Source organism: Streptomyces sp. NPDC059743 (assembly GCF_042732975.1).
Taxonomy (GTDB): domain Bacteria; phylum Actinomycetota; class Actinomycetes; order Streptomycetales; family Streptomycetaceae; genus Streptomyces.
The window spans coordinates 136856-156265 of sequence record NZ_JBHWGS010000005.1 but is presented as its reverse complement, the minus strand read 5'-3'; the positions used below and the strand labels follow the sequence as shown (position 1 = coordinate 156265).

21 protein-coding genes and 2 pseudogenes are annotated in these 19410 nt (G+C 66.4%); 9 read left to right on the top strand and 14 right to left on the bottom strand.

Features of this window, described 5'->3' with window-relative positions; genetic code table 11:
- Positions 1 to 546 precede the first annotated feature (546 nt).
- From ACFV6H_RS11200 to ACFV6H_RS11180, 5 genes are all read left to right on the top strand, one after another.
- Positions 547 to 873, top strand: coding sequence for a DddA-like double-stranded DNA deaminase toxin (locus ACFV6H_RS11200; RefSeq protein ID WP_385540635.1), 327 nt, complete (start codon positions 547 to 549; stop codon positions 871 to 873).
- Positions 874 to 997: 124 nt separating this feature from the next.
- Entirely contained in the window at positions 998 to 1489 is a 492-nt protein-coding gene (locus ACFV6H_RS11195) for an Imm1 family immunity protein (RefSeq protein WP_385540633.1), read from the top strand.
- Between the two features lie 114 nt (positions 1490 to 1603).
- Positions 1604 to 2104 (top strand): Imm1 family immunity protein, encoded by a 501-nt coding sequence (locus tag ACFV6H_RS11190; RefSeq protein ID WP_385540631.1) that lies wholly within the window; start codon positions 1604 to 1606, stop codon positions 2102 to 2104.
- Positions 2105 to 2527: 423 nt separating this feature from the next.
- Positions 2528 to 2959, top strand: a complete 432-nt coding sequence (locus tag ACFV6H_RS11185) for a hypothetical protein (protein ID WP_385540629.1) — start codon at positions 2528 to 2530, stop codon at positions 2957 to 2959.
- Positions 2960 to 2964: 5 nt separating this feature from the next.
- Positions 2965 to 3408 (top strand): hypothetical protein, encoded by a 444-nt coding sequence (locus ACFV6H_RS11180; RefSeq protein WP_385540627.1) that lies wholly within the window; start codon positions 2965 to 2967, stop codon positions 3406 to 3408.
- A 508-nt stretch (positions 3409 to 3916) separates the two neighbouring features.
- Here ACFV6H_RS11180 and ACFV6H_RS11175 read toward each other — a convergent pair.
- Positions 3917 to 4745, bottom strand: a pseudogene (locus ACFV6H_RS11175) (IS5 family transposase).
- 47 nt (positions 4746 to 4792) lie between these two features.
- Here ACFV6H_RS11175 and ACFV6H_RS11170 point away from each other — a divergent pair.
- Positions 4793 to 5371, top strand: a complete 579-nt coding sequence (locus ACFV6H_RS11170) for a GNAT family N-acetyltransferase (RefSeq protein WP_385540625.1) — start codon at positions 4793 to 4795, stop codon at positions 5369 to 5371.
- Positions 5372 to 5578: 207 nt separating this feature from the next.
- On the opposite strand, the gene ACFV6H_RS11165 is transcribed toward ACFV6H_RS11170, so the two are convergent.
- A complete protein-coding gene (locus tag ACFV6H_RS11165) occupies positions 5579 to 5983 on the bottom strand; it encodes a hypothetical protein (RefSeq protein WP_385540623.1) in 405 nt (134 codons plus the stop codon).
- Positions 5984 to 6053: 70 nt separating this feature from the next.
- Positions 6054 to 7073, bottom strand: a complete 1020-nt coding sequence (locus ACFV6H_RS11160) for an aldo/keto reductase (protein WP_385540621.1) — start codon at positions 7071 to 7073, stop codon at positions 6054 to 6056.
- A gap of 160 nt (positions 7074 to 7233) precedes the next feature.
- Here ACFV6H_RS11160 and ACFV6H_RS11155 point away from each other — a divergent pair, with 160 nt between their 5' ends.
- Positions 7234 to 7830 carry a TetR/AcrR family transcriptional regulator gene (locus ACFV6H_RS11155; protein WP_384980855.1) on the top strand — a complete coding sequence of 199 codons (597 nt, stop codon included), beginning with the start codon at positions 7234 to 7236 and terminating at the stop codon, positions 7828 to 7830.
- 83 nt (positions 7831 to 7913) lie between these two features.
- Here ACFV6H_RS11155 and ACFV6H_RS11150 read toward each other — a convergent pair whose 3' ends face one another.
- From ACFV6H_RS11150 to ACFV6H_RS11140, 3 genes are read right to left on the bottom strand one after another with little or no spacing between them, the layout of a single operon-like run.
- Positions 7914 to 8582: a dihydrofolate reductase family protein gene (locus ACFV6H_RS11150; RefSeq protein WP_385540618.1), complete on the bottom strand. Its 669-nt coding sequence runs from the start codon at positions 8580 to 8582 to the stop codon at positions 7914 to 7916.
- Positions 8582 to 9097, bottom strand: coding sequence for an SRPBCC family protein (locus ACFV6H_RS11145; protein ID WP_385540616.1), 516 nt, complete (start codon positions 9095 to 9097; stop codon positions 8582 to 8584). Before ACFV6H_RS11145 ends, ACFV6H_RS11150 begins: the two co-directional genes overlap by 1 nt.
- A gap of 3 nt (positions 9098 to 9100) precedes the next feature.
- On the bottom strand, positions 9101 to 9460 hold the full coding sequence (locus ACFV6H_RS11140) for an ArsR/SmtB family transcription factor (protein ID WP_384980864.1): 360 nt from the start codon (positions 9458 to 9460) through the stop codon (positions 9101 to 9103).
- A 65-nt stretch (positions 9461 to 9525) separates the two neighbouring features.
- Between ACFV6H_RS11140 and ACFV6H_RS11135 the strand changes: the two genes are divergently transcribed.
- Positions 9526 to 10281: a hypothetical protein gene (locus ACFV6H_RS11135; protein WP_385540614.1), complete on the top strand. Its 756-nt coding sequence runs from the start codon at positions 9526 to 9528 to the stop codon at positions 10279 to 10281.
- A 109-nt stretch (positions 10282 to 10390) separates the two neighbouring features.
- Here the strand turns inward: ACFV6H_RS11135 and ACFV6H_RS11130 are convergent, their stop codons facing one another.
- The 6 genes and pseudogenes from ACFV6H_RS11130 to ACFV6H_RS11105 all read right to left on the bottom strand — a co-directional run bounded on the left by ACFV6H_RS11130 (position 10391) and on the right by ACFV6H_RS11105 (position 15152).
- Entirely contained in the window at positions 10391 to 11005 is a 615-nt protein-coding gene (locus tag ACFV6H_RS11130) for a dihydrofolate reductase family protein (RefSeq protein ID WP_385540612.1), read from the bottom strand.
- A gap of 115 nt (positions 11006 to 11120) precedes the next feature.
- Positions 11121 to 11708, bottom strand: coding sequence for a protein kinase (locus ACFV6H_RS11125; protein WP_385540610.1), 588 nt, complete (start codon positions 11706 to 11708; stop codon positions 11121 to 11123).
- 199 nt (positions 11709 to 11907) lie between these two features.
- On the bottom strand, positions 11908 to 12264 hold the full coding sequence (locus ACFV6H_RS11120; RefSeq protein ID WP_385540608.1) for a DUF397 domain-containing protein: 357 nt from the start codon (positions 12262 to 12264) through the stop codon (positions 11908 to 11910).
- Positions 12224 to 13075 (bottom strand): helix-turn-helix domain-containing protein, encoded by an 852-nt coding sequence (locus ACFV6H_RS11115; RefSeq protein WP_385540606.1) that lies wholly within the window; start codon positions 13073 to 13075, stop codon positions 12224 to 12226. The genes ACFV6H_RS11120 and ACFV6H_RS11115 overlap by 41 nt, the downstream gene beginning before the upstream one ends.
- A 185-nt stretch (positions 13076 to 13260) precedes the next feature.
- Positions 13261 to 14179 (bottom strand): annotated as a pseudogene (locus ACFV6H_RS11110) (PhzF family phenazine biosynthesis protein).
- Positions 14180 to 14312: 133 nt separating this feature from the next.
- Positions 14313 to 15152, bottom strand: coding sequence for an SDR family oxidoreductase (locus ACFV6H_RS11105; RefSeq protein WP_385540604.1), 840 nt, complete (start codon positions 15150 to 15152; stop codon positions 14313 to 14315).
- Positions 15153 to 15302: 150 nt separating this feature from the next.
- On the opposite strand from ACFV6H_RS11105, the gene ACFV6H_RS11100 reads away from it, so the two are divergent.
- Entirely contained in the window at positions 15303 to 17063 is a 1761-nt protein-coding gene (locus ACFV6H_RS11100) for an alkaline phosphatase D family protein (RefSeq protein ID WP_385540601.1), read from the top strand.
- A gap of 153 nt (positions 17064 to 17216) precedes the next feature.
- Here ACFV6H_RS11100 and ACFV6H_RS11095 read toward each other — a convergent pair whose 3' ends face one another.
- Both ACFV6H_RS11095 and ACFV6H_RS11090 read right to left on the bottom strand, forming a co-directional pair.
- Entirely contained in the window at positions 17217 to 17897 is a 681-nt protein-coding gene (locus ACFV6H_RS11095) for a response regulator (protein ID WP_385540599.1), read from the bottom strand.
- Complete coding sequence (locus ACFV6H_RS11090) at positions 17894 to 19093, bottom strand: sensor histidine kinase (RefSeq protein WP_385540597.1); 1200 nt, start codon at positions 19091 to 19093, stop codon at positions 17894 to 17896. Before ACFV6H_RS11090 ends, ACFV6H_RS11095 begins: the two co-directional genes overlap by 4 nt.
- Positions 19094 to 19410 lie beyond the last annotated feature (317 nt).

Sequence of the window (19410 nt, the reverse complement as noted above, 5' to 3'; positions counted from 1 at the left end):
GCTTAAGTATCTTGCCGGCTGAGGCCCCTTCTGACGGACCCAGCCGCATGCTGGTGGCACGGACGACCGTGGAGTCGACTGCAGCGCGGCGGGCCCGGTCTCCGCCCAGGCTGTGCCCGCCGCGCCTGCCCGCGTCGGTGGCGGCCGATTGGGTTCGGCTGAAGACGATGACCGCGCTGGGCGCGGGCGGCTTCACAAGCATGGGCCCGGAAGGACGCCGTAGGGCCGAGGTCGCTGGGTCGCACGGTGTTGGGTCAAGAGGGTCCGTGATAAGGCTGCGAGGGTGCACCGACTTCTTCAACGATGTCAAGGACGTGGTAACAGACCCTGAAACGTACAAAGCAATCGTCTGGGAACTCTCGGGCCTCGCAGACATTCAGGCGTGCATCGACAAACCCACTGCCCACGGCCGCCATCGCCCACACCCGCGACTGGCAGGGACTCCAGGACGCCTACCTCACCGTCGACGACCTCCACACCTACTACGCCTCCACCGGCACCACCAATCTCCTCGTCCACAACAACGATTACGAATGTCCTGGGTGGGTGATAAACGCTTACGACGCTCTCCCGCACTCTCCCCCGGGAGGGGGGACATCGGGGCTCGCCTATCTTGATGACGGCACCCCGTACATAGACGACATGCTGCGGAGCGGGAGGGACGCCGATGCTGAAGACATCTTCAAGTACCTCAATGGACTTCCGGAGTTTGAACACTGGCCGGGATGTGTAGATCCCGCGGGCCACGTCGAAACCAAACTCGCATGGAAGATGCGCAAAATGGGTAAAAGGGGCGAAGAGGTGCACGTTGCCATCAATAAGAACTTCGTCTGCCCGAGGGTGAATGGACCGAACGATGTGGGCTGCAAGTAGACCGTTCCCGCAATCCTTCCCGAGGGGATGACCAGCTACGTGCGCTACCCTGGATACCCAAAGCCTGAACCTCTCGTAGGTACGGCCAAGTGGGACCCGGAAAACCCGAGCTAGGTGAAATAGTATGATCGTTTACGGTCGCGGAAAGTACGCTCGGACTGAGGGAGAGGCCGAGGGGCTTATTGATGACATCATCAATAACCTCGCACAGCGTGTCATAGATCCGAGCGGTTATGAAACCGTACCGGAGCGCGCTGTCCTCTGCATCGTTGGCGACGACTATCCTGAACGAACCAATAATAGGCATGCCAACAATTGCCTGTATGTCTCGGTGAATACCCAAGGCGAGTATGGAGCGCTGAAGTGGTGGACCAATAATGTGTCTGACGGGGCACCCAAGGACGATGTTTCCAGATTCGTCTGGACCTCGGGCAGTCCAAATCCGCCCGCAGCTGATCCAGGGCTGATCTCGGATCCAGGGACTCCCAGCTACTATCCCCGCAAAGCAGCTATCCCGATAAAGCAAGTACGCGAAGCCGTCGAAGAATTCTGTCGAGCCCGCACAGGCGCGCGACCCGAATGCGTTTCGTGGCTCCTGCTTGAACAATCGGTATAGGAGCAGATCACTCAACCCCAGGTCGGGTTCCAGTCCGGCACCGGGACGCCTCTCGACGCCCCTGCCCATGCGATAACCCACGATTCTGATCGGCAAAGGCTCAGGTGAGAAGCAATGATCCTTGAATTTTGGATCAACGGCGAAATGAAACGAACCTCCGAGTGGAGCGAAGTGGAGGTCGCAATCGGTCGCGTTCTGGCCGAGCTGGAATCGGAGCGCGCGGTTCCCGTTGGTTTTGATGCTGGATCAATTGCGGCATTCCATTTCTTCGATATCCCTGCGGGTTCGGAAGTTCCGAGAACTGCCGAAAATGCTCTGCATGTTGGGTTGAATCGAACTACAGGATATGGGGGGATGACCTGGCGGGGTGAGCAAATCCCGGAAAGCCCTAATCAGTTCTGTTGGGTGACGAAGAGTAATAATCCGCCGAGCTTCGATCCTCGAGTAACTGCCGACCCCGGATACCCATTGTGGTACGATAAGCAGAATGTTATCCCCGTGGATGAAGTAGAGGCTGCCCTCAAAGAGTTCTGTCTCAGTAAAGGGAAACGGCCCACCGTTGTTGAGTGGGAACCCGGTACTGCAAACGGCCAGTCTTTGAGTTTGATGGGCTGACCGGCACGCGTCCCAGGGTCCCGTCGTTCTTTCGATTCGTCCAGTTCACCCCACGGCTGGATAACATTCTTCGCATCCTAACGTGGTCGTCTGCCAACGCCGCCACCGACGGCAGCGTGTAAGCGAAGAGATACTCCGAAAGAACGTCGGGGCCCTGGTATGCATACCGAGCATCGAACGAGGAAAGCGGCAGGAGAGTCTTCGAGTCCTGCTCGCCCAGCCACATGGAACTACCGCATCTTCGTTTAACCTTGATTCGTCAGCGGTGACCGCTGCCTCATTTACCGAGTGTTTCAGTGTTTTGAGGTTAGGCTGCTTATGTGGTGGGAGCAGGAAATTCCAGTGGACTCGAATCGGCTGCAGTGGAGCTGGTGCCCGCTCGAAAGCGTAGGCCCATTGCGCTTCGGTCAGAGTGTCCACGAGGTGGCTGAAGCTTTGGGGAAGCCAATTAGTGGATGGGGACCTGGGTCGCAGTGGGCTCCTTTTTCTTCTTTGGGTGTTGATACCTATTATTCCCGGGAAAATGAGAAGCTGGCTGCGGTCGCTATTGACCCCTTCTGTGGACCTCAGGTCTCGTATGATGGAGTACGTCTGGTGAGTCGGCTTCCTTCGGAGCTTAATCCATGGGTTGAGAAGTCCGCAGAATCCCTCAAGGATATGCCTCAGGGCTTGAATGGCCTGCGCATCGGCCTGAATGGTGAAGTTGGCCTTCCCGGCCTAGGTCTTGTTTTGCGTTGCCAGCAAAATGGCGACTATGTTCGAACTCGCCCTGTTTTTGTTGCGCCCGAATGGGCGGAATCTTGCACAGATAGCTGGGAAGGCTCTATTCCTCAAAGGGAATGGGGCGTCTATTAGTCTGGATGTATGCTGTCCAGGCTCCGGAAGCCCATTCTTCCGATCACAAGGAAGAGGGCAAAGCCATGATTATGGCACTTCATTTTCGAGGCAAGCTTCGTTTCCTCGAAGACCCTAAGGACGTGTCAGTTTCTCTCGGCGATGTCTTCGCGGTTGACCAAGGGCTGGGCACTGATGTGAAAGCCTCATGGCTGGCCATGAGTAGCGAAGAAGGTCAGTACCCGATGAGCATGTTGGAGGTCAGCGCCAATTTGAGGAATGGCCTCGCTGGCGCCGTCTGGTTTGCTGGGGTGGGAAGAAAGTGTGCGGTTCAAAAAGCACCCAGCAGGCAGCCTGGTCGATCACCCATGGATTTCCGACAGTTAGAATCCGCCGAATTTTTGACCCAGAAGTACTTTCAGATGCTCATTGCCCCTCGTACTTCGATCCTCGCGGAGTGCTGCCCGTAGCAGAAGTCTGCAAAGTGATCGAAGAGTACTGCGAATCACTGGGTGATCGACCGAGAAGGATAAACTGGGTTCCGGGTGAACTGAACGGCAGTCGACCCTCCTGAAGGACATACCCGAGATGGAGGCGTGGGCGCTGAAGCGGGGAGAAGGGCATCTGGTACGGCCCTACGGGCGACTTGGGCTGGCCCGGTTTCGAGTTCGACCAAGGCGCGCAGCGCGCCGACGATACCGTCGTGAGTTGGGCTATGTTCTTCAATACAGGGGAGATCGCGGGTACCGCCTGGGACATCATTCCGGGAGAGGTCTGGCATCACTGGTAGTTCGCCCCCGCTCCGGGCTGCCGTTGAGAGCTGGCCTTAGCTTGACGTTCAACCTCGTTGTGCTCGGTGTTCCTTGATCGACTCGGCGCGTTTGACCGTCTTGCCGATGTCATGAAGCCTGGCCTGGCGCTTGTTCTTCGAGCCGGGCGGCCGCCGAGAGGCCCTAGGGCCTGTTGTGAAAGTACTGGTCACAGCCACTCGTTGATGGCTGCGACGGGGGCGGTGGCTTCGTAGCGGCGGCGAGTTTGTCGTATCTCGTGGCCGCGGCCCGGTGTCTCTGGAGGCGATTGATGCCGCACTGGACCGCATGGCGCTCGCGGTAGTCGGTCTTGTCGAACTTCGGCGGCCGGCCGCCGCGGGAGCCGGGCTTCCTGCGGTTGCGGATCTGGTCCTTCTTCTCCGGAGTCGTGCAGCGGACCCCGCGTCTGCGCAGGTAGGCGCGGTTCTTCCGGGAGCCGTAAGCCTTGTCGGCGCGGACCTTGTCCGGGCGCTTGCGTGGGCGCCCCAGGCCGTGGCGGGGCACCCGGATGTTCTCCGGGACCGGTTCGAACTGGGGTGAGTCCCCACGCCGACCGGCAGTGATCACGACGGACATGGGCTTCCGGCCCTGCTCGACCGCGAGGTGAATCTTGGTGGTCAGGCCGCCGCGCGAGCGTCCCAGTTCATGGCCGACCGGCTCGGCGTCGATGCCTCCGGGGAGACAGTGGAGTCGACGCTCACATCCCAGGTGATCAGGCCTTTTGCGTCCGCCTGGGCCTGCAGTTCGGTGAAGACGCGCTTCCAGGTGCCGTTCCGCTGCCACCGCCTGAACAGATCGTAGACCCGGTCCCACGGACCGTACCGTTCGGGCACATCGCGCCACGGCGTCCCGGCCCGGGTCCGCCACCGTATCCCGTTGACCAGCTGCCGCCGCGTCCATATCGGCGGTCGCCCGGGCTTCTTCCCTCTGGGCAGGAGCAGCTCCAGCCGGGCCCACTGGCAGTCGAGATCCACTTGCGCAACGGGCTCGATGTACATCACAAATCTGTGGCCGAGCGTGTGAGGGAGCGTCAGAATCACTGGCCATGGAACCTGTCTCGCTGACGACACAGCGTCTGCTTCTGCGCCCGCATGATCCCAGCGACGAGGACGCGGTCTTCGCCGCTTGCCAGGATGCCGGCATTCAGCGGTGGACGGACTTTCCCGAGCCGTACGAACGTCGGCATGCTGCCTTCTACTTGCGCGAGCTGGTGCCGCGTGGCTGGGACGACGGAACGATGTACCACTTCGCGGTGGAGGACCGGGAAAGCGGAGTACTGGTGGCATCCGTCAATGTGCACCGCCACGCTGGCACATGGGGAATCGGGTACTGGACCGTGGCAGAGCACCGGGGCCGGGGCTATGCGACGGAGGCGGTACTCGCCCTGGCCACGTGGTCCTTCACCGAACGGGGAGTCCAGCGCCTGGAGTGGAGAGCGGAGGCGGGGAACACGGCCTCCTGGGCCGTGGCGGAGAAGGCCGGCTTCGTCAGGGAAGGCACCCTGCGTGCGGCGCAGACCAGCAGGAACAGTCTGAGGGACACCTGGGTCGGCGCCCTCCTGCCCGCCGACCTCGGTCTGCCCTTCGCTCTCCCCTACTGCCCCGCACAGAGCGATCCCGGGTGACGCGCACAGACACGCCCGCAAACGAGAGCCGCCAGGGCCCAGGGGCCGGGCAACACGGCCCTGGACGGCGGGCGGGCCGGACCCTGGCGCGCCCCGGGGCATGGCCTCGGGGCCCTCGTCCAACACCTTCGCAACCGGCCCCAGGGCCGACCACCAGTTGACGGAGATCCGGACGGCACTGACGGCAGCCGGCTGGAGCGTGACGTTTTACCGAAGGTTCGTTCTTGGAACGCGACGCCAGTCCCATTGCGGGTGGCGGTCCAGTAGGGCGAGGAACTCGTGGGCCGGCAGGATGTCGTTGTGGTTGGTGTCGACGAGCCCGTCGAAGCCGGGCAGGACATGCGCGAGGAAGGCACGAACCGCCTCCATGGACTGGCCCGACACGTAGACGCCATAGGGCGTGCCGATCCGGGCCGAGATCTGCTCCAGTTCCTCCGGCTCGAAGTCCGCCAGGATCCCGCCCGAGAGGTCGAGGCAGTACGAGTACCCGTGCCAGTGCAGACGGTCGTCGCCCGTCACGGCATCCGGCACGAGCTCGAAGGAACGTATCCGCTCCTCAAGCGAGGAACGCTGCTCCGCGGAGGCAAGAATGATCACAGACGGCCAGGACACGGCGCGCGCACCTCCACAACGACACAACGACACAACAGCGCAACGACACAACCGACCGTATCCGACGCGATCAGCGGCGCCGCAGGGACGGGTTGAGCAGGGCGGGCGGAGTGTCGAACTTTTCGTCGGCGGCGAGGTCGGTGCCGGGAGCGACGACGGTGTCGATCGCGTCGAGTACGTCGGCGGAGAGCACGGTGTCCGCGGCGGCGAGTTGTGAGTGCAGATGGTCCAGGGTGCGAGGGCCGATGAGCGCGCTGGTCACACCGGGATGGGCGGTCACGAATCCGAGCGCGAGCTGGATCATCGTCAGGCCGGCCTCGTCGGCGACCTCGGCCAGCCGCTCGACGGCGTCGAGCCTGGCCCGGTTGGCGGGAACGGTGGTGTCGAAGCGCTGTGGCATGATCCTTGAGCGGCTGGTGGTGACTTCCCGGCCCTCGCGGATCGCGCCCGACAGCCAGCCCGAGGCCAGCGGGCTCCACACCAGCACACCGAGCCCGTACTGCTCGGTCACGGGCAGTACGTGGGTCTCGATACCGCGTTGCAGGATCGAGTAGCTGGGCTGTTCGGTGACATAACGGCTCAGGTGATACTCGCGGGCGGCCCACTGGGCCTGCACGATGCGGTACGCCGGGAACGTCGAGGAGCCGAAGTAACGGATCTTTCCCGCGCGTTGCAGGTCGGTCAGCGCCGACAGCGTCTCCTCGTCGCTCGTACGCGGGTCCCAGCGGTGGATCTGGTAGAGATCGACGTGGTCGACACCGAGCCGGCGCAGGCTGTTGTCCAGCTCGGTGACCAGCCAGCGGCGCGAGCTCCCCTGATGGTTGCGCTCGTCGCCCATCGGCATGTTCGCCTTCGTGGCCAGCACGATGTCGTCGCGGCGGCCCGCGATGGCTTTGCCGACCATCTCCTCCGACTCGCCGTCGCTGTACATGTCGGCGGTGTCGATGACGTTGATCCCGCCTTCGAGAGCGGCGTCGACGATGGCGGTGGCCTCGTCCTGGGTGGTGCGCCCGATCGTGCCGAAGTTCATCGCGCCGAGCGAGAGTGAGCTGACCTGCACACCGGTGCGGCCCAAGGTGCGGTACTGCATGACCGTATTCCTCCATGCGTGGTTTGGTCGTGTGGTTTGGTCGTCGGGCCGCCGCTCTGACATCATGAGCAAACGGAACCTTGTTCCGGTAACGATACGGAACGTTGTTCCGTTTGGCCAGCCCGGTGCGGCCGGGCTCGACAACGGAGGGAGCGGCGCGGTGAACGACAGCGACGAGGGCGCAGGGCGCGCGGCCCGGTCCAGGCGGGCGGACGCCCGGCGTAACGAGGAGACTCTGCTCGACGCGGCTGCCGAGGTCTTCGTCACCTCGGGCGTGGAAGCGCCGGTACGCGACATCGCGGCCAAGGCCGGCGTCGGCGTGGGCACGATCTACCGCCACTTCCCGACGCGCGCGGACCTCATCATCGCCGTCTACCGGCACCAGGTCGAAGCCTGCGCCGAGGCCGGTCCGGCCCTGCTGGCGAGCAGCGCGACTCCGCACGCCGCACTGGCGCGATGGATCGATCTCTTCGTGGATTTCCTGGTCACCAAGCACGGACTCGCGGCCGTGCTTCAGTCCGGCGACGCCGGCTTCGACACGCTGCACGCCTATTTCCTCGACCGCCTCGTGCCCGTGTGCGCCCAGCTGCTCGACGCCGCGGTCGTCGCCGGTGAAATCCGCTCCGACGTGGATGCACTCGTACTCATGCACGGCGTCGGAAACCTCTGCATCGGCGCCGAGCGCGACACTCGCTACGACGCGCGCCGCATGGTCGAGCTGCTGGTCGCGGGACTGCGTCAACCGCGCTCGACCTGATGTTCAAACGGCGGCCGTCCGATACAAGTACGTACAAGTACGGCGTACGTACAAGTACGGCCTGTCCGAAGCTGGTGGCGCGGCTACCGTGGGTGCACGGCGTAGGTCAGGTGCGTCACCCGCGACGACGGCTCCGAACGGACCGGCTCCAGCGCGATCCTGGACGCGTCCACGCCGTCGAACAGGCGGGTGCCGACGCCGAAGAGCACGGGCGACAGCGTGATCGAGAACTCGTCTACCAGGCCGGCGTTCAGGTGCTCCAGGATCGTCGCGCCGCCGCCGGCGATGCGGACGTCGCGGTCGCCGGCGGCCTCTCGGGCCTGGTCGAGGGCGTGCTCGATGCCGTCGTTGACGAAGTGGAACGTGGTCCCGCCGGGCCGCTCCCACGGGTCACGCTTGGCGTGCGTCACGACGAAGACCGGGGTGTGGAACGGCGCCTCCTCCGGCCATGACTGCTCGCCGAGGTCGAACATCCGCTTGCCCATGACGCTCGCGCCGGTGCGCTCGAACGTCTCCCGCGCTACGTCGTTGTCGAGCCCTTCCTCGCCGCCGTCGCCCAGGTTGAGGTTCTCCCGGAAGAACCGCAGCGGGAAGGCCCACTGCTGTAGTTCCATCCACTGCGCCATCCAGCGCTGAACGTCCGGGTCGTCCTGCTTGTCGGGCGCGAAGAGCTCGTCCTCAACGGGCACGGACTCGGGCGCGATGAAGCCGTCCAGCGACATCGACACGCTGAAGAACACCTTCCCGGCCATCAGCCCTCCGCCCCCTTCCGTGTGAGGTCGGCGAGGTCGGTGACGTAGGCCGCCAGGTTGTTCAGCGTCTGCTCGCCGCCCTCGATCGCGTGGTACTTCTCGACCGCCTCGTCGCGCAGTTGTTTGGTGGGGAACACCGTGCGCATCACGATCCGGGTCGCCGCGCCGTCCGGCGCGAAGGTCAGGACCGACTCGAAGGCGTTCGGGTCGTCGCGGGACTCACCGTGCAGCAGCGCGATCCGCTCCGGCGGGACGATCTCGGTCCAGCGGATCCACTCGGAGTGGTCGGTCCCGTCCGGCCCGTGCAGCACGAAGTCCCACTCCCCGCCCTCGCGGAACTCGAAGGACCGCGTGGTGGTGGTGAACCCCTCCGGACCCCACCACCGCGACAGGTGCCGCACCTCGGTGAACGCCTCGAACACCAGCTCCCGCGGGGCGTCGATGACCCGGGAGATCACGATCTCCCGGTCGGCCGTCGCCGACTCCGCCCTCGTTTCTTGCCTTGCCCCTGCCATCGGTCATTCCTCCTGCTGTGTCTGCTTGAGCTGCTGTGTCTGCTTGAGGTCCTGCACGTAGGTGTCCAGCCGGTCGAAACTCTCGTTCCAGAACCGCTCGAATCCGCCGGCCCACTCGTGGACCGGCCGCAGCCCGTGGGCGTCCAGGCCGTAGAGGCGCTGCTTGCCCGCCCCGCGGACCCGCACCAGCCCCACCTCCCGGAGCACCCGCAGATGCTTGGACGCCTGCGGCTGGCTCATCCCCAGCTCCTGGGCCAGGTCGGTCACCGGCCGCTCACCCGCCCGCAGCAGCACCAGGATGTCCCGGCGCTGCGGCTCGGCGATCGCGTTGAACGCGTCCGACGTCGTCGCTGCTCGTGCCATGGCAGCCATCGTATTCCCATATCGGAATACGTCAAGCCGGCTGGGAATCGGGCGAGTCTTGTCGGATGGCGGTTGCAGGCTGTTCGCACCACACGCCGGCCACCCGGCGGCAGGTCGACCGCGCCGAAGATCCCGTCCCCGACCGCGAACCCGGTGACGTCCGCGCCGACCTCATCAAACCGATTGACGGTAGCCGCATAATCTCTGTCATGGGGACGGATATCAGCGGATTTATCGAGTGCCGGGCATTCCACTTCCACGAGGAGAGCGACTCGGTCTGGCGAGCCGCCATCGACCTCTTCTTTCTCAACGTCGACAAGGACTACGACGCGTTCGGCTGTCTCTTCGGAGTCCGTAACTACGCCAACTTCCGGCCGCTGGCCGCGGATCGTGGGCTTCCGGCCGATGCGTCCGAGACTGTACGTGCTGAACTCGACCGGTTCGCCCACCACAGCACCACCTGGATCACCTGGGCCGAGCTGAAGGAAGTCGACTGGGACGAGCCGGCGGAGAAGGCCGACAGCCGGCTCCATGAATACCGGCAGACCGCGCATGGGCTCAGGCTGGTGGGGAAGGGCGCCTGGAGCCCTCGGTTCGCTCAAGCCGTCGGCCTCCCTGAAGAAGCGCGGGGCCAAGCTCAGGAGTGGCCCGAGGGAAGCGAATGGCTCATCGGCGACACCCTCTACAGATCCGTGAGGATCCGCCGCCGAGACGCCGTTCCGGAAACCGGTGGGTGGAAACCGGTCTGGACTGTCATGGAGGCGCTCGCCTCGCGGCATGGTGACGACAACGTCCGGCTCGTCGTCTGGTTCGACGACTGAGCGGACCTCACCCGGCATCCGCACCCGGTCCGTTCAGCCGGTCAGCGCACGCGGTGGTCGCGCTCCTCCAGTCCCAACTCCCACGAGCTGTCTGGCAGCTGGTAGTCCATCAGCTGGTCGCGACCGGGTGGTAGCGCAGGTTCACCTCCGCTGAGCGATCGTTGCCATTGAGCAGCTCAAGGCGGACGGGGCTGCCCCCGGGGTTGTCGAACAGCCGGATGCCATCGCCGAGCAGGATCGGCGCGATGTGCAGGTCGATCTCGTCGATCAGTCCGCGCTCAAGGAGCTGCCGGCCGATCGTGGGCGAGAAGACCTCAAGGTTCTTGCCCTCGGCGGCCTCCAGTCCGATCCGGACCGCCTCGGCCACATCGCAGCTCAGGAACGTCACACCGTCGGCGGGCTGCGCGTCTTCGGGATGGTGCGTCAGGACGAAGAGCGGACCTTGCCACGCGCCGCCGTAGATGCTGCCCGCGTCAGGGTAGGCGTCCCAGCCGTCCCGACCGCCCAGCACGGCGCCGGTCGTCTCGGCGTACTCCTCGATGAGGCCGGGCCGGGACGAGAAACCCGTCATCCAGTCCATGGCATGGTCCGGCCCCGCCACGAACCCGTCCAGCGACATGGTGAAGTGCCAGAGCACCTTGCCCTCGGCGGTCTGTCGTTCCGTGTCCGCCAGCGACGCGGTGAACGTGATGTCGGGGCTCCGGGGAGTCTCCGCGGTGTCCATGAACTTCCTCTCGTCGGCCTCTCCTGTGCTCTTGTTCTGGTTGACCCGGCTCCCTCTCGAAACTCATCGCTGGACCAACAGAATTCGGCCGTGATACCGCGCGAGGAACCGCTGTTCAAACGGCCACGCCACGGTGTGAGGTCCAGGACTGGCACGCCTCAACCATGGCCCTGAGCCACGACGCATCCGGCTTGCGCTCGGCGAAGGCGCGGTGCATACGCAACGTGGCGGAGGCGAAGGCGTCGATCGCTTTCGGGTCCGCGTCCATCCAGGCCGCGCAACCGGACGCCCAGGACTCGGCGGACTCGGCGTCGTGTCCCGCCGAGATCAGCTGGACGACCAGACAGGCGGGATCGATGAACGCCGCGCCGCGAGTGGGCCACGACCAGTCGACCGCCCAGGTGCTCCGATCGCCGATGATCAGGTTGCTCGGGTTGATGTCGGTGTAGAGCAGGGCCTCGCCCTGGAGGAGAGAGACGTCGGCCTCATCCGCCGCGAAGCGGTTCCAGCGTGTCTCCGGCCAGTCGCGGGCCACCTCGGGCGGATCAAGTTCCGCGATCCGGTTGAGGGTGTCAACGATCGCGGGGAGATCGGGCGAGCCGGGCGCGAAGTCGGAACGCCGGCCTTCGACCCAATCGAAACCGAGCGCGATCCATGCGTCATCTTCCGTGTTCCATCGCAGAGTTGGGGAGATGGGACACACGGCCGGGTTGATCAGTCTTTCCCGGACGATGGAGTCGCGCCGGCCTCCGGGACGGTTGCGTACGGCCTTGACGAAGAACCGGCCCTTCTCGCACTCGACCAGGGCCGTGACATCCGAACTGAACCCACGCGCGGTGGGCCGGAAGTCGGTCAGGTCTCCTGTGTACGGGTGGATCAGGGCCCAGAACTTCGACCGGAGGTCAGTTGGCAGTGACGTGGGTGGTGCTGATGTAGGTGGTGAAGGCGGTGAAGGCGGCCGGGGCGATGGTGAAGACCGGGCCTTCGGGAATCTTCGAGTCGCGTACGGCTACGGCGGCAGGGCAGGCGGCGACCTCGACGCACTGGCCGCCGGTGCTGCCGCTGTGCGTGGACTTGTGCCAGGCGGTGGCGCCGACCGTGGCGCACTCGACGCACTCGCCGCCGATGTCGGTGCTGTGGCTCGACTTACGCCAGGCGGCGGTTCCGACCGGTACGCATTCGACGCAATCCCCGCCGGTGCTGCTGCTGTAGCTCGACTTACGCCACTGCGCCCCCGTCAGGTACAGCTTGCTCTCCATAAAGCTCCTCCATCACGCGGGCGATCAGTTCCGCCGAGTCCTTGACAGACAGAGCGGCGGCCTGAAGGTGATGGTAACGGAGCGAACGGGCCCTGACAGCTTGAGGATCGGCCGTTGCCTGCCCGGTGTCGTAGGTCTCGCTGTAGGCGATGTCCGGGTCGTCCTCGAAGCGAAGGATGTTGAAGGCGCCCGGAAGACCAGCGTGCTCTCCGGCCGAGAGAGGCAGTATCTGGACCTGGACCCACTCCGTGTCCTTGAAGGACAGCAGATGGGCGAGTTGGTTTCGCATGACCTCACGGCCGCCGATCGGCCGCAACAGCACCGCCTCGTCCAGCACGACCCAGACGAGCGGCGGATTCTTGCGCTTCAGAGCCTGCTTGCGATTCATCCGCGCCGCTACCAGGTCTTCGAGGTTGTCCCTCCACTCGGTGGCCAGCACCGCCCGCGCGTACTCCTCGGTCTGGAGCAGGCCGTACACCACCTGCGTCTGGAACGTGCTGATGTGAGTGGCCCTCGCTTCCATGTCCGCGTACGGCTGGAACCACGACGGCAGTTGGCTCTTCAGCACCAGCGGCAGCAGCCGCGTGAACGTGCCTCCCGTGTTCAGCGCCGCGTCAACCGCCTCCGAGAACTGCCTCGTCGGCAGCTTGTGCGTGGTCTCGATCTGGCCGATCAGAGAGCCGGTACAGAAGATGATGTCTCCGAGCTGCCTCTGATTGAGGCCGGCCGCTTCACGTAGTCGCCGTAGCTCGCTGCCGTAGTAGGCGAGAGGTGAAGCGCTCGGATCCAGTTCGCGAGTGTTCGTCGTCATGCGAGTGTTCTTCAAGGGAGCCTCCAACGACACGAAGGGTTCTTGGTTGGTAGCCCACGGTAGTGGCTCGATTGCGCTCTTGGGCGTGAATCCGGGCGAACCGCGCAACGCGACCAGCCGTTGGAGACTCAGGACCGTAAGTGCCCACCCTGGCCTGTAGGTTGAGCTTTACTCTCGGTGATTATTCAGGTCCTGTCCGGGATACGTGCGCCCGTGCCGCTCACCCGGACGCGCGGCTCGCCCGCCCGTAGCTCCACCGTCAGAACGCCGGGTCGGCCCATGTCGTCGCCCTGGTGGAGAGTGAGCACCGACTCCTCAGGTACGAGGCCGAGTTCACGGGCGTACGCGCCGAACGCCGCCGCTGCGGCGCCCGTCGCCGGATCCTCCACAACACCGCCCACCGGGAACGGGTCACGGACATGGAAGACCGCCGGGGACTCGCGCCAGACAAGCTGAAGAGTCGTCAGATCCCGTCGCCGCATCAGCGTTTCGAGCCGCTGGAAGTCGTACGAGAGGTCCAGCCAGCCGTTCCCGGCTCGCTGCGGCGAGGACGAGGTGGCGCGCTCCCGCGAAGGCGATACGAGGCGGCAGGGCCGGGTCGAGATCACCGGCCGGCCAGCCGAGGGCGGCGAGCGCCTCCTGTACGTCCGGCTCGTCCGCGTCGGCGACGTACGGTACGACGCTGGTGAGCGTGGCCCGCGGCGCGCCGTTCTCGTCGGCGGCCGTGACCGTCACCGGTACGGTCCCGGCGCGCGTCGCGAAGACCAGGTCACCCGGGCCCACGCGCTCGGCCAGGGCGACGGCGGTGGCGATGGTGGCGTGCCCGCAGAACGGGACCTCCGCCTTGGGGCTGAAGTAGCGGACGGTGAAGGCACGGCCGCGGCCCGGCTCGCCGAGCCCTTCCGGCGGCGCGGTCAGAAACGCGGTCTCGCTGTAGCCCACCTCCGCGGCGATCGCGAGCAGTTCGTCATCCGCGAGCCCGGACGCGTCCAGGACGACACCGGCCGGGTTGCCGCCGTCGGGATCGGCGGAGAAGGCGGTGTACCGGAGGACCTCGGCGGGTGCCGTGCGGCGGTCGGGCGTGGTGGCTGGGTGCTGGCTCATACCTGCGCCAACGGCTCGGACGCCCAGGCGCATTCCCGGGGGCTCGGCTCGGCGGGTCCGTACGGCTGCCGGTTCGTACCGTACGGCTGCCGGTCCGTCCTCGATCGCCGGACGGGCCGCCGGACGGGCTGCTTCAGCCTCTCCCCACGTACGGCATCGCCGTCGCCATCACCGTCGCGAACTGGACGTTCGCCTCCAGCGGCAGTTCCGCCATGTGCAGGACCGTCGTGGCCACATCCGACACGTTCATCACCGGCTCCACGGCGAGTTCGCCGTTCGCCTGCTTCACGCCTCGCCGCATCCGTTCCGTCATATCGGTCGCGGCGTTGCCGATGTCGATCTGGCCGCAGGCGATGCGGTACCGACGGCCGTCCAGGGAGAGCGACTTGGTGAGGCCGGTCATGGCGTGCTTGGTGGCGGTGTACGCGACGGAGTCGGGCCGTGGCGCGTGCGCGGAGACCGAGCCGTTGTTGATGATCCGGCCGCCCTGCGGTTTCTGAGCCTTCATCAGCCGGAATGCCGCCTGCGCGCAGAGGAACGCGCCGGTGAGGTTCGTGTCCACGACCTTCTGCCAGGCCGACAGCGGCAGATCCTCCAGCGCGATGCCGCCCGGCCCGAAGGTGCCCGCGTTGTTGAAGAGGAGGTCGAGCCGTCCGTAGCGCTCGTGCACGGCGGCGAACAGGGCGTCCACGTCGGCCGGTTGGGACACGTCCGTACGTACGGTCAGTACGTGGCCGTCGGCCGGTGCGTCGGCCGGTGCATCGCCTGCCGGTGCGTCGCCCGGCCCCGCGCCGCTGGGGGTGGCGCTCATCTCCGCCGCCGTCTCCTCCAGCGTCTCGACGCGCCGTCCGGCCAGTGCCACCGACCAGCCCGCCGCGTTCAGGGCCACCGCGACCGCCCGGCCGATGCCGGAACCGGCTCCGGTCACCACGGCTGTTCTCCGGTCGGTGTCGGTCCTCCGCATGGCGTCCATGGCCACGCAGCGTACGTGAGGTACAACTTGGCGAGGCACACGGATCACTATCTCCATGGCTCCGCCATGTGCATGTTGTGTACCCGACAACAGGGCGCCTTCGCCCCCGAGTGGAATTCCAGGTGACAGCCGCCGTCAGGGGAGGGGCACATGACACCTTTTCACCGCCGGACACTGGGAACGGGACCGCGCGTACCGGCGCAGGTCGTACCCGCAGCGGGCGTACCCGCGCACGGAACTCCCGTACAGCGAGCGTCAACGTCAATCGCAGCGCGAACGTCAACCTCAGCGGGCACGCACTCACTCGAACTGAGGGCCGCTGCCGCGCATCTCGGCCGGCGCCGCTTTCTCACCGGTACCGCTGCCGCCGCCGCGCTGGCCTTCGCCGTCAATCTGCCGACCGCGGGCATCGCGGGCGCGGCCCAACTGGACGCCAGGAAGATCGCCGAGGATCCGTTCACGCTCGGCGTCGCCTCCGGTGATCCGCGTCCCGACGGCGTACTGCTCTGGACGCGGCTGGCGCCACGTCCGTACGAGCCCGACAGCGGACTGCCGCCCAACCGGGTGTCCGTACGCTGGGAGTTGGCGCAGGACGCGCGCTTCACGCGGATCGTCAAGCGCGGAGAGGCCGACGCGCATCCGGAGTTCCATCACAGCGTGCATGTCGATGTGCCGGGCCTGGGCGCGGACCGCGTGTACTACTTCCGCTTCCGCGTCGGCAACTGGATCAGCCCGGTGGGCCGTACGCGTACCGCGCCCGCGAGCGGCGCCCGTATCAGCGAGCTGAAGTTCGCGGCCGTCTCCTGCCAGGCGTACCACGACGGCTACTTCACCGCGTACAAGCATCTGGCGGAGGAGGACCTCGATGTGGTCTTCCATCTCGGTGACTATCTGTACGAGTACGCCGTGAGCGCGGTCGGCGGCGCGCGCAACTATCCGGAGCCGCGGCTGCCCGCGCACTTCAACCGTGAGACGACGACGCTGGAGGACTACCGGCTGCGGTACGGCCTCTACAAGTCGGATCCGGATCTGCGGGCCGCGCACGCCGCGCATCCGTTCGTCGTGACGTGGGACGACCACGAGACGGAGAACAACTACGCCGGGGACACGCCCGAGAGCGACGTCCCGCCGGAGGAGTTCCTGCTGCGCAGGGCGTCGGCGTACCGCGCGTACTGGGAGAACCAGCCGCTGCGCCTGCCGCAGCGGCCTCAGGGCTCCGACATGAAGCTCTACCGGCGGCTGGACTTCGGGCGGCTGGCGCGGTTCGACATCCTGGACACCCGGCAGTACCGCTCGGACCAGGCGTACGGCGACGGCTGGCAGACACCGGGCCCGGAGTCGGAGGATCCGTCGCACACACTGACCGGCGAGGCGCAGGAGCGGTGGCTGCTGGACGGCTGGAAGAAGTCGGCGGCCACCTGGAACGTCGTACCGCAGCAGGTGACCTTCTCGCAGCGCCGCAATCTCACGACGCCGGACTTCAAGCTGTCGATGGACTCGTGGGACGGCTATCCGGCGTCGCGGCAGCGGCTGCTGAACGGCGTGGAGGCGGCCGGCATCAAGAACCTCATGGTCCTGACCGGCGATGTGCACACCGCCTACGCGTACGACATCAAGAAGGACTGGAACAACCCGAGGTCGCGCACGCTCGGTACGGAGATCGTGACCACGTCCATCTCCAGCGGCCGGGACGGCGCGGACCGCCCGTCCAACTGGTCCACCCTGATGACGGCCAACCCGCACATGAAGTTCTACAACGGCCGCCGCGGCTATGTGACGGTGACGCTCACCGCGAAGCGCGCCCGCGCGGACTTCAAAACGGTCAACGCGGTCACCACCCCGGGAGCGCCACTGACAACGGCAGCCTCCTTCACGACGGAGGCCGGCGCCCCGGGCCTGAAACCGAGCTGAGCCCGGGCCTGCTTGCGCCCGAACGCGCCTGACCGGCCCCAGAACAGGCCCGCCTGTTCGCCGCCCCCCAAGCCAGGGCCCCGTCCCGCCAGACGGGGCCCTACCTCGGTGCCGACTGCCGTCGGCACCGGCCGAGGGCTACCGGTCCTCCGATCAGTGCCGTGGTGGGTTGGGGTGGACGAGGCCGGTCTGGTAGGCGATGACGACAAGTTGGGCGCGGTCGCGTGCGTGGAGTTTGGTCATGGCGTGGTGGATGTGGGTGCGCACGGTCAGGGGGCTGAGGTACAGCCGTTCGGCGATCTCGGTGTTGGCGAGTCCTTCGGCGGCCAGGGCCATGACTTCGCGTTCGCGGGTGGTGAGGCCTGCCAGGTCCTTCTGGGCTGCGGGGTGGGTGCCGGGCTGGGGGGTCGCGAGGAAGCGGGTGATGAGGTTGCGGGTGGCCTGGGGTGAGAGAAGGGCGTCGCCGGCGACGACGGTGCGGATGCCGTGGAGGAGTCCTTCGGCGCCGACGTCTTTGCCGAGGAAACCGCCGGCTCCGGCGTGCAGTGCTCGGGCGACGTGTTCTTCGGTGTCGAACGTGGTGAGGATGAGGATGTGGGTGGCTGACAGGCTGGGATCGGCACAGATGGTGGCGGTGGCGGTGAGGCCGTCGGTGCCGGGCATGCGGATGTCCATGACGACGACGTCGGGACGGTGCGTGCGGGTGAGCGTGACGGCGTCGTCGCCGTCGGCGGCTTCGCCGACGACTTCCATGTCGGGGCGGGAGTCGATGAGGATGCGGAAGGTCTCACGCAGGAGGGCTTGGTCGTCGGCGAGCAGGACGCGGATGGTCATGGGGTGCTGTCCTCGTCGGATGAGCCGGGGTGCAAGGGGAGTTCGGCGGTGACTTCGAAGCCGCCGGAGGGGCGGCGTCCGGCGTGCAGTTGTCCGCCGAGGGACAGCGCGCGTTCCCGCATTCCGATGAGACCGTACCCGTTGCCGGGGGTGGTCTCGGGTCCCGTTCCGTGGTCGGTGACACGGACGGCGAGCCGGTCGTGGGTGTAGGTGAGGGCGACGTCCGCGGTGCTGGTGTGAGCGTGCTTGGCGATGTTGGTGAGTGCTTCCTGCACGATGCGGTAGGCGGTGAGGTCCACGCCGGGGGTGAGAGACCGGACTTCTCCGTGGGTGGTGAGGGCGACGGTGAGCCCGGCGGCGGCGTGCGTGTCGAGAAGTGCGGGGAGCCGGGCGAGGCCCGGGGCCGGCTGGAGGGGGTCGTCGGGAGTGTCGCCCTGCTGGCGCAGGAGCCCGACGGTTGCTTTCATCTCGCGCAGGGCCGTCGCGGTGGTCTCGCCGAGAGCGGTGACCATTTTCTCGGCCTGCTCGGGGTGGCTGCGGATGAGGAGGGCGGCGGTGGTGGCCTGGGCGTTGGCCAGAGCGAGGTGGTGGGCGGAGACGTCGTGCAGTTCGCGGGCAATGCGCATGCGCTCTTCGGCGACGCGGTGCCGGGCCTCCTCCTCGCGGGTTCGTTCAGCGTATTCGGCGCGGGCGCGCACCGAATCCAGGTAGGCGGTGCGGAAGCGGGCGGTGGAGCCGAAGGCGGCCGGCAGCAGCAGGTAGGCGATCGGGCCGATCACCTTGAGAGCCAGCGATTCCCCGGCGGGTCCGCCGGTCATGGAGGCGCCGACGGTGAGGGCGGCAGCCGTGAGGGTGAAGTTCCTGGTCGCCTTGCGGTCGGTGCGCTCGGCCAGTGAGTAGAGCGCCGCCATCAGCGGGGCGAGCAGCAGGACGGTCATCACGTAGCCGGCCAGGGCCATACCCGTCGCGCACAGGACGGCGACGGCGGTGACGAGCCTGGGCCGGGTGCGATGCCAGAGCAGGGCGGCGCAGGAGATGCCCGCCAGGAGTACGCCGAGCCACCCGTGGGCGGGTGCGGCCAGGTGGTCGACGCCGGCGAAGCTGCCGGGAAAGGCCACGACGAACAACACCAGGGCCACCGTGGTGTCGACCCCGTGGGGGTGACGGCGCAGGTAGCGCTGCCAGGTCGTGATCATCGTGCCTTCCACCTGTGGAGGGATCTGGTGTACGCGGGTCGGCGGAACGTTCTGGAGGTGCCGGCCACCCGTTTCCGGGTGGCCGACACCTCCAGGCTGCCACTAGGGTCTTTCGTTTGGGTCTGGCGCGAGTCCGGCAAGATCCAAACGAGAGGCCCTAGGCCGTGTCTGACAAATGGCGTCGTCCGCCCGCAGGGCGGGGCTCGCGCCCGCCGCGGAGCGGCTGATGTCACCGTGGTGCGTGCGATCGCAAGGCGGAGGATCATCGTTGTTGATGGCCCGGCCGTACTCGGCTGACTCCGACAACGCGGCGAGCG

What these genes read in the sequence shown, in the direction of transcription:
- ACFV6H_RS11150 (WP_385540618.1), bottom strand. Translation starts at nt 8,582, where the DNA reads ATGGCCGGGAAGGTGTTCTTCAGCGTGTCGATGTCGCTGGACGGCTTC.
- ACFV6H_RS11115 (WP_385540606.1), bottom strand. Translation starts at nt 13,075, where the DNA reads ATGACGACGAACACTCGCGAACTGGATCCGAGCGCTTCACCTCTCGCC.
- ACFV6H_RS11105 (WP_385540604.1), bottom strand. Translation starts at nt 15,152, where the DNA reads ATGGACGCCATGCGGAGGACCGACACCGACCGGAGAACAGCCGTGGTG.
- ACFV6H_RS11180 (WP_385540627.1), top strand. Translation starts at nt 2,965, where the DNA reads ATGTATGCTGTCCAGGCTCCGGAAGCCCATTCTTCCGATCACAAGGAA.
- ACFV6H_RS11170 (WP_385540625.1), top strand. Translation starts at nt 4,793, where the DNA reads ATGGAACCTGTCTCGCTGACGACACAGCGTCTGCTTCTGCGCCCGCAT.
- ACFV6H_RS11140 (WP_384980864.1), bottom strand. Translation starts at nt 9,460, where the DNA reads ATGGCACGAGCAGCGACGACGTCGGACGCGTTCAACGCGATCGCCGAG.
- ACFV6H_RS11130 (WP_385540612.1), bottom strand. Translation starts at nt 11,005, where the DNA reads ATGGACACCGCGGAGACTCCCCGGAGCCCCGACATCACGTTCACCGCG.
- ACFV6H_RS11195 (WP_385540633.1), top strand. Translation starts at nt 998, where the DNA reads ATGATCGTTTACGGTCGCGGAAAGTACGCTCGGACTGAGGGAGAGGCC.
- ACFV6H_RS11190 (WP_385540631.1), top strand. Translation starts at nt 1,604, where the DNA reads ATGATCCTTGAATTTTGGATCAACGGCGAAATGAAACGAACCTCCGAG.
- ACFV6H_RS11100 (WP_385540601.1), top strand. Translation starts at nt 15,303, where the DNA reads ATGACACCTTTTCACCGCCGGACACTGGGAACGGGACCGCGCGTACCG.
- ACFV6H_RS11120 (WP_385540608.1), bottom strand. Translation starts at nt 12,264, where the DNA reads ATGGAGAGCAAGCTGTACCTGACGGGGGCGCAGTGGCGTAAGTCGAGC.
- ACFV6H_RS11095 (WP_385540599.1), bottom strand. Translation starts at nt 17,897, where the DNA reads ATGACCATCCGCGTCCTGCTCGCCGACGACCAAGCCCTCCTGCGTGAG.
- ACFV6H_RS11145 (WP_385540616.1), bottom strand. Translation starts at nt 9,097, where the DNA reads ATGGCAGGGGCAAGGCAAGAAACGAGGGCGGAGTCGGCGACGGCCGAC.
- ACFV6H_RS11160 (WP_385540621.1), bottom strand. Translation starts at nt 7,073, where the DNA reads ATGCAGTACCGCACCTTGGGCCGCACCGGTGTGCAGGTCAGCTCACTC.
- ACFV6H_RS11135 (WP_385540614.1), top strand. Translation starts at nt 9,526, where the DNA reads ATGGCGGTTGCAGGCTGTTCGCACCACACGCCGGCCACCCGGCGGCAG.
- ACFV6H_RS11090 (WP_385540597.1), bottom strand. Translation starts at nt 19,093, where the DNA reads ATGATCACGACCTGGCAGCGCTACCTGCGCCGTCACCCCCACGGGGTC.